Source organism: Dehalococcoidales bacterium (genome assembly GCA_041652735.1).
In the GTDB taxonomy this organism is placed as follows: Bacteria; Chloroflexota; Dehalococcoidia; order Dehalococcoidales; family RBG-16-60-22; genus RBG-13-51-18.
This window is the reverse complement of sequence record JBAZGT010000014.1, coordinates 49,897-55,973: the sequence shown is the minus strand read 5'-3', so window position 1 is coordinate 55,973 and position 6,077 is coordinate 49,897. Positions and strand designations below refer to the sequence as shown.

The window sequence follows — 6,077 nt, the reverse complement described above, 5'->3', positions numbered from 1 at the left end:
CCAATCATTTGCACTTTCTCATCCATGGCACAGGTCTCTTTCCAAGGCATCGGCGCACCTCCACCAATACCTTATCTGTAACCCATGTGCCCGGTCTATTTTGTTACCATTGTACCCGGTCTGTACCAACCCCCTCACTGCCCTAACAAGGGGGATGCTGTATTTTACCGACCCCTTTTCCTCTTATCCCTCTCCCCGCCGGCAGGGAGAGGGACGACCGATGTTAGTATAGATTCCAGTCCTCGGATAAACCCGTTCTAAAGCCATCACCGGACCCTTCGACAAGTCCCGATTCCTTCGTCATATCCCGATTCCCTATGGTCATGCGGGACACCGGATGAGATATGAATCGGTGCGGGATGGCGACAAGGTCGCTCACTCAGGGTGAGCGGAAGTGACATACTACCGGCATATCACAATTTCATCAGATAAAATAAGCAAGACGGATGTTTAAATCCTCCTCACTCCCCTTCCGATTCGTCCCTCATGCGGAATCTGCGACTTTGACGAGGAGGACAAAATACCCCAAATAATATTTAGTTAGTAAAAAGAAAAGTCTCTCTTTTCTTGACAGGCAACAGCGTTCAAACCTAGAATAACGGCGGAAGCAAGGGCTGTTTAGCCGGCCCGGAATATTTAGCCGTCAGGAGGCATCATGTCCCGAAACGTCCGCACCGTTCCCGCCATTCTTACCGACGACCCCGCCACCCTGGAAAAGCTGGTACGCCAGACGGAGTCGTTCACCGACTTCGCCCAGTTCGACCTGATGGACGGGGATTTCGTGCCGTCGCACAGCATCTCCTGCGGGGATATCGCCGCTTTAAAGACCAAGCTCAAATGGGAAGCGCACCTGATGGTGCGGCACCCGGAGGAATGCCTGGCGGACTTTAAAAAGGCCGGGGCGGGGAAAATAGTCTTTCACTACGAGGCCACACCCGCGCCGCAGGACGTTATCCGCCGGATAAAAACGCTCGGCATGAAAGCGGGGCTGGCGGTCAACCCGGAAACGCCAATCAGCGCTTTCGCGCCCCTGTTAAAAGAGCTGGACAGCGTGCTGTTCCTATCGGTCAACCCAGGTTTTTACGGCGCCAAGTTCATCCCGGAAGTGCTGGAAAAAATAGTCGAGTTCCGCCGGGCCTACCCGCAGATGGAAACGGGCATAGACGGCGGGGTCAAGGAAAGCAATATAGCGCAGATAGCCCGCACCGGCGTGAACGTTATCTACGTGGGCAGCGCCATCTTTTTACAGCCGGACCCGGCGGCCAGCTATAAACGGCTGGCGGCGCTGGCGGCGGACGCTTAACAGGGAGAAAAGCTTTGTTTAAAGTGAAAGCCACGGTTACCGGCTTCGACAAGGACGAGCGGAAATACCCCTGCCATTTCAGATATAAAGTCGGCGAGGAAATCATCTTCGACGGGGAGAGGATTACCGGCCGTATCTGCCCCACCGTGGTCCCGATACTGGGGCAACTCTTCGACGACCTTTTGGCGTCCGGCGGCCGCCACCGGGAAGGGGAAAACCCCAAAAGCTACGTCCCATTCTGGCACGCGCCCCGGAGCGTAAGCGACCCGGCTTACCGGATATACGACGGCGCGGGCTTCCGCCCCACCCCGGAAAGGCCGGAAGAAGATTATAAATTCGTAGCGGACGAGACCCTGTACGATATTCCGCCCGGCGGCAGGTATATCATCGGCCGGGGCACGGCCAGGCGGGAATTCTCCGCCGTCTGCAGCGACAAGCACACGCTGGCGCGGTTCAAGGTGGAGGCATTCGACCTGGCGGATAAAGGCGACAGCCTGCCCTACTACCGCCGCACCATGTCCATCCTGGACAAAATCATACGCCGGCCGGGCATAGCCATAAAAAAGATTTTAGGTGAATTTACCGCCGAGCAGATTAACGGTATTTATCCCGTACTGGGACAGAAGATGGTGGCGGTGCTGGCGGGGGAGCTGGAGCTGATGGGCTACGTAGAGGTGAGCGAAGATAAAGCGACAGCTACCGCCAAAGGCGAGCAAAAGCTGCGAGGCTTTATCCGGGGACTGACGGCGGCGGAGAAAAAAGCTTTAAAGCTTAAAAACCATTAACCCTGGCCCTGCCCAAGCCTGTCCTCGGAACCCCAGTTCAGCATTACCTCTTTGAGTTTCTGGGCGAGCTGCGGGCTGTTGCGCAGGCGCTGGATGAAAACGGGGCAACCCTCCAGCAGCGAGTTCTGGGCCGCCGTGGCCATGCTGGAAAGCAGGTTCTGCATGTTCGGGTCCATCTGCTGCGGGGCATTACCGCCCGGCACCTGCTCCAGCTGACGCCGGATATCCTCGGAGGTAAATTTCATCGGCACGACGCAGGCTTTATACCAGGGACATTCCTTACACTGTACTATCTGATAAGCTTCATTGATAATATCATCCATCACCGACCCCCTGTCATTACACTTATATTATAGCACCTTCAGCGGCGAAATATACCCCGGACTCTTTAAGGGAAAGCCGCCGCCCGTCACTCTGGACAAAACCGGTGCCACAGCATATAATCCACTTGTATATCATCTGTACAGCTAAAGTCTATCCATCCGGCAGCCATGAAAACGTGGACGGCCGTAATTCATTCTCGAAGTATCAAAGGCAGGAGGAAATTATGCCACTGTACATCATGATGAGCAATCTCACGGATGAAGGCAGAAAGACGGTAAAAGCCAACCCCCACCGGATACTGGAGGTCAATAAGGAGGTGGAGGCGATGGGGGTAAAAATCCTGGCGCAGTACGTCACGCTGGGGCAGTACGATTTCATCAACGTCCTGGAAGCGCCCAACAACGAAGCCATCGCCAATGTAGCCATGGAGCTCGGCTCCCGCGGCACACTCCAGACCAGCACGCTGTCCGCTTTGACCCTGGAGAATTTCATCAAGGCGATACAATAGCCCATCGTGCTTAATACGGGCAGCGGCGCCCTTTTTGCAGCCCGGCCGCCAAATACAACCGGAGGCAGAAAATCAAACCGCTAAGCTATACCCAAATTTCTCTTTATAAATCCTGTCCCCTGTGCTACAAGCTACAGTACATCGACGGACTAAAAACCGCCGTACGCTGGTATTTCAGCTTCGGGACATCCATGCACAGCACCGTCGAGCGCTTTTTTAAAGTACGCACGCCCCACCCGCCCTCCCTGGAGGAGCTACTGCAATTCTACGAGCAAAGCTGGCTTTCCCAGGGCTACGCATCAGCGGAGGAGGAGGCGAAATACAAGGAATACGGCAAGCAGATACTGGCCAAATTCCACGAGATACACGCCCCCGGCTTCCGACTGCCGGTAGCCACCGAGCGCGGCTTTAGCCTGGACGTAGCGGGGATAAAGGTGCGGGGCTTTATGGACAGGGTAGACAAGCTGGACAGCGGCGGGCTGTCCATCATCGACTACAAGACGAACCATGAGCTGTTCACGGCCGAATACCTGGAAAACGACCTCCAGCTGACCATATACCAGATGGCCGCCGAGCAGACCTGGAAACTGCCGGTGGAAAAGCTGACGCTGTATCACCTGCGCTCCAACACCGCCTGCACTTGCGCGCCGCGGGCACGGGAGCGCATCGAAGAAACGCGGCAGATGGTTCTGGACGTGGCGGCCAACATACAGCAGGGCATTTTCCCAGCCACGGAAAACCAGTACTGCCCCTGTGATTTCCCCCAGCACTGCCCCTACTACCGCCACCAGTTCCTCACCGCCGTCCCGCAAACGCCGATACAGGAGCCCCTGCCCGGCCTGGCCGCCGCGGCGGCCGTAGATAAGTACGCGGCCATACAAAAGCAGATAAAAGAGCTCCAGGACGAGCTGGAAAAAACCAGGCAGGAGATTATCGAGTACTGCCAGGGGGAGAACCTGAACCGCGTTTACGGCGATGAGCATGAAATCACCTACAAAATCACGGAGCGCACCGGCTACGATGATGATGAAGTGAAAAGAGTGCTCGAGCCGGAGGGGCTGTGGGAAAAGGTGCTGGGGTTTGACGCCGCGCTGCTCAAGCAACTGCTGGCGGATAAAAACCTGCCGCCCGACCTCCGTAAAAAAGTAGAGTCGTTAAAGCGCGTTACCTCCGCTTACCCCCAGCTCTGGCTGCGGGCGCGGGGCGGAGAAGAAGAGTAACCCTTGCGCTAAAGAAAACAGGGAGCCAACATGTCCAGGCTGCTGCTTATCAGGCATGGCAGGACCAAACTGCATAAGGACAACAGGTTCTGGGGCAACACGGATGTCCCCCTGAGCGAAACCGGCATACGGCAGGCCGGGCAATTGCGGGAACGCCTGGCGGCGGAAAAAATCTCCGCGGTGTACGCCAGCACGCTGAGTCGCGCTCTTACCACGGCGGAGATAATAGCCGCTCCCCACCGCCGCAGCGTGACAACCTGCCCCGAGCTGCGCGAATGCAACTTCGGGTATATAGAGGGTTTAACATACCCGGAAATAAAGAGGGTATACCCGGCCCTGGCCCGGGAACTGAACGACGGCACGGCGGTGAGCTTTCCCGGCGGCGAGAACATAGAGCAGCTCAATAAGAGAGTGGCGACTTTCACCCAGCGGCTGGCCGACCATAAAGCGAAAGATACTATAGCTATAGTGGCGCACGGGGGGCCGCTGCGACTGCTCATCTGCAGCCTGCTGGGACTGGAGCAAAAGCACTGGATACAGCTGCGTATAGATTTGGCGGCTTTGAGCATCGTGGAGACGTACCCGGGAACGGCTATTTTGAATTTGTTAAACGACACTTCATTTCTCACTCCGGAGGAGGACTAACCCATGGAAAAAACATTCGCGTCATGGAGCGGCGGCAAGGACTGCTGCCTGGCACTATACCGGGCCAAGGCGGCCGGCCGGGACGTGCGCTACCTGGTGAACATGGTCACCGCGGACGGAAAGCGCTCATGCAGTCACGGGATTGCCGCCGCCGTCATCGCCAAACAGGCGGAAGCGCTGGGGATTCCCATCGCGCAGCGGCGCACCACCGGCGATAACTACCAGTCGGTCTTCATCGAGACACTAAAAGAACTGAAGCGGGAAGGCGTGACGGGCGGGGTGTTCGGGGATATCGACTTCGAGCCGCACCGCGAGTGGATAGAGCAGGTCTGCGCCGAGGCCGGGGTAAAACCCCACCTGCCCCTCTGGCAAGAAGACCAGGCCGGGCTGATGGAAGAGTTCCTGGACGCCGGTTTCACGGCGGTGGTGGTGGCGGTAAGAGCCGACCTGCTGGGCAAGGAGGCACTGGGGAGAGTAGTGAACCGGGAGTTTTTAGCGTACATCGCGGGGCTGAACAAGGGCATCACCCCCTGCGGCGAGGCCGGTGAGTTCCATACGCTGGTTGTAGACGGGCCGATATTCGGGAAAAGGCTGGAAATTGCCGAGAGTGAAAAGGTTTCCCGGGGCGACCACCATTTCCTGGAGATTTTAAAAACCGGGCTGAAAGACAAGCAGCCGGCGGGGCGCTAAAAATGGCGAAGATAATAGCCAGGGTAATCTCCCAAAAAGGCGTCTGCGACGCCGGCCACCGGGTGGGGGACGAGTTCGTCATCGGGCAGAAAACGCCGGAGGGCATGTGCTCCTGGGCGTTCTACACGCTCTTTCCCTTCGCCGAGCCTTTACAGTTCGGCGGGGCTTTCCCCTGGGAAAAAGACCCGGCCAAAGCGCGGGTGGCCTGCCCGGACGCGGACAACCCGGTGGTCTTCGAGCTGAGTCGGGTGGAATAGGCCGAGAGGGAGAGTCTGGAAAAGCAAAGTGCTCTCCTATTTACGCCAACGCCAGGGCTATCAGCTCTTTAACGTTCCAGCCCACGACGCCGCATAAAAGCAGGATGGCGGGAATCAGCCAGCGCCCCGGCCAGGTGGTCTTTCATAGACAGCGTTTTCTTTTCCGGCACGTTCGTTACCCCCGGTGAATAAGGCTTCCTGCATCTTAAACATAGGCCGCCGGGGAAAAATACGGATAAATATTGCCGCGGAAATTGTAAATAATAAGTAAAAACGCAATATCCTCTACTAACGATTCGATTCCATACCAACAACTTAAATTACACTCGTCCCTGTGCTATACTT

Annotated in this window: 8 protein-coding genes; 7 read left to right on the top strand and 1 reads right to left on the bottom strand. The window is 56.7% G+C overall.

The window, feature by feature from the left end; translation table 11 throughout:
- The first annotated feature begins 655 nt into the window (after positions 1-655).
- Together WC370_06535 and WC370_06530 are read left to right on the top strand one after the other, a co-directional pair.
- Positions 656-1,303: a ribulose-phosphate 3-epimerase gene (locus WC370_06535; protein MFA5309128.1), complete on the top strand. Its 648-nt coding sequence runs from the start codon at positions 656-658 to the stop codon at positions 1,301-1,303.
- 14 nt (positions 1,304-1,317) lie between these two features.
- Positions 1,318-2,088 (top strand): hypothetical protein, encoded by a 771-nt coding sequence (locus WC370_06530; protein MFA5309127.1) that lies wholly within the window; start codon positions 1,318-1,320, stop codon positions 2,086-2,088.
- Here the strand turns inward: WC370_06530 and WC370_06525 are convergent.
- Positions 2,085-2,411, bottom strand: coding sequence for a hypothetical protein (locus WC370_06525; protein MFA5309126.1), 327 nt, complete (start codon positions 2,409-2,411; stop codon positions 2,085-2,087). The two genes, WC370_06530 and WC370_06525, sit on opposite strands and share 4 nt — an antisense overlap.
- 224 nt (positions 2,412-2,635) lie before the next feature.
- On the opposite strand from WC370_06525, the gene WC370_06520 reads away from it, so the two are divergent.
- From WC370_06520 to WC370_06500, 5 genes are all read left to right on the top strand, one after another.
- On the top strand, positions 2,636-2,920 hold the full coding sequence (locus tag WC370_06520) for a GYD domain-containing protein (GenBank protein ID MFA5309125.1): 285 nt from the start codon (positions 2,636-2,638) through the stop codon (positions 2,918-2,920).
- A gap of 71 nt (positions 2,921-2,991) precedes the next feature.
- Positions 2,992-4,140 (top strand): PD-(D/E)XK nuclease family protein, encoded by a 1,149-nt coding sequence (locus tag WC370_06515; protein MFA5309124.1) that lies wholly within the window; start codon positions 2,992-2,994, stop codon positions 4,138-4,140.
- A gap of 30 nt (positions 4,141-4,170) precedes the next feature.
- Entirely contained in the window at positions 4,171-4,785 is a 615-nt protein-coding gene (locus WC370_06510) for a histidine phosphatase family protein (protein ID MFA5309123.1), read from the top strand.
- A gap of 3 nt (positions 4,786-4,788) precedes the next feature.
- Positions 4,789-5,475, top strand: a complete 687-nt coding sequence (locus WC370_06505; GenBank protein ID MFA5309122.1) for a diphthine--ammonia ligase — start codon at positions 4,789-4,791, stop codon at positions 5,473-5,475.
- 2 nt (positions 5,476-5,477) lie between these two features.
- The gene (locus WC370_06500) at positions 5,478-5,732 is read left to right on the top strand and encodes a TIGR04076 family protein (GenBank protein ID MFA5309121.1); all 255 of its coding nucleotides are present in this window, start codon (positions 5,478-5,480) and stop codon (positions 5,730-5,732) included.
- The last annotated feature ends 345 nt before the right edge of the window (positions 5,733-6,077 follow it).

Coding starts and splice junctions, on each gene's coding strand:
- WC370_06535 (MFA5309128.1), top strand. CDS start 656: ATGTCCCGAAACGTCCGCACCGTTCCCGCCATTCTTACCGACGACCCC.
- WC370_06525 (MFA5309126.1), bottom strand. CDS start 2,411: ATGGATGATATTATCAATGAAGCTTATCAGATAGTACAGTGTAAGGAA.
- WC370_06520 (MFA5309125.1), top strand. CDS start 2,636: ATGCCACTGTACATCATGATGAGCAATCTCACGGATGAAGGCAGAAAG.
- WC370_06510 (MFA5309123.1), top strand. CDS start 4,171: ATGTCCAGGCTGCTGCTTATCAGGCATGGCAGGACCAAACTGCATAAG.
- WC370_06505 (MFA5309122.1), top strand. CDS start 4,789: ATGGAAAAAACATTCGCGTCATGGAGCGGCGGCAAGGACTGCTGCCTG.
- WC370_06500 (MFA5309121.1), top strand. CDS start 5,478: ATGGCGAAGATAATAGCCAGGGTAATCTCCCAAAAAGGCGTCTGCGAC.